Annotated in this window: 2 protein-coding genes and 1 pseudogene; all 3 read left to right on the top strand. The window is 69.1% G+C overall.

Annotated elements, in window-relative coordinates:
* Positions 1-199, top strand: a pseudogene (locus tag BMW66_RS20470) (hypothetical protein); the annotation flags it as partial.
* Positions 192-407, top strand: coding sequence for a gpW family head-tail joining protein (gene gpW / locus BMW66_RS19890; protein ID WP_093120901.1), 216 nt, complete (start codon positions 192-194; stop codon positions 405-407). The pseudogene BMW66_RS20470 and the gene gpW, both read left to right, overlap by 8 nt.
* Positions 407-1,223: phage portal protein (locus BMW66_RS19895; RefSeq protein ID WP_139196345.1), on the top strand; the 817-nt coding region annotated here is incomplete at its 3' end. The genes gpW and BMW66_RS19895, both read left to right, overlap by 1 nt.

Consider the following 1,223-nt stretch of genomic DNA (forward strand, 5'->3'; position numbering starts at 1 on the left):
CGAGGCCGGGGCGATCCGGAAGGGCTGGACCTCGATGTCGGACGATCAGTGGGATCTGCTGGAGGCGGAGCGCGCCGCGCCGGCGGCCGGCAGCCAGCCCGATCTTTTCGACGGGCAGGTGCCGGTGGTGAGCGCGCCTGAGCCCAAACCGCGCCGATCGGCGCGCAAGAAGTCACTTTCAGAGGTGTTGAATGGCTGACGAGGCAACCTTGCAGGCGCAGCTTGCGGAGGCGGAAGCGGCGCTGCATGCGCTGATGATTGGCGAGGCGGTGGTGGAGGCCGACTACGAGGGTCACCGCCAGAAGTTCACCCGCGCCCGCGCGCCCGAACTGCGGCGCTATATCGCCGTTCTCAAACGCCAGCTCGGGCAGGATGTCGCGCGTATGTCGCGCAGGGTGGTGTTCTGATGCCGGTACCATTGATTTCCAACAAGGCGCGGCGGGCCAAGGCGGCGCTGCGCAATCCGGGCATGGGGGGCGGGGCCTCCTATATCGCGGGTGATCCCACGGTCGAGACGCTCGCCTCTTTCAACCCGCCGCAGCGGGCGGCCGATGCCGAGGTGCTCGGCGCGCGCGACAAGATCACCAGCCGGGCGCGGGATCTGGCGCGCAACAACGGCTGGGCCGCGGGCGGGATCGCCAAGGAGGTGGATGCGGTCATCGGCGCCAATTTCCGGCCGATCCTCAAGCCGGATTGGAAGGCGCTCGGGCTCGATCCGGAGTGGGCGGCAGAGTTCAAGGCGCAGATCGAGGCGCGTTGGCGGGCCTATGCCGAAGATCCGCGCAAGATGGCCGATGTAACGCGGGCGCAGACCGTGCCGCAGATGTTCGGCACCGCCTACCGGACCTATCTGACCGAGGGCGAGGCGCTGGCGCTGGTCGCCTGGCGCCGCCGGCGCGCCACCCACACCACGCTGCGGATCGTCGATCCGGACCTGCTATGTAATCCGGGTGACACCTCCGACACGCCCTATCTGCGCGGCGGCATCGGGCTGTCGAAGCACGGCGCGGCGGTGCGGTATTACTTCCGGCAGGGGCACCGCAACCAGGGCTGGTCGGATGCGCGCGACTATACCTGGAAGGCGGTGGCCCGCGAGCGGCGGACGGGCCGCCCGCAGGTGCTGCATTTCTTCGACAAGCTGCGCGACGGGCAGACGCGGGGTGTCTCGCGGCTGGCCCCGATCATCGAGAAGCTGCGGATGGAGGACCATTACTCGCGGGTGG

Source organism: Salinihabitans flavidus, from assembly GCF_900110425.1.
Classification (GTDB): domain Bacteria; phylum Pseudomonadota; class Alphaproteobacteria; order Rhodobacterales; family Rhodobacteraceae; genus Salinihabitans; species Salinihabitans flavidus.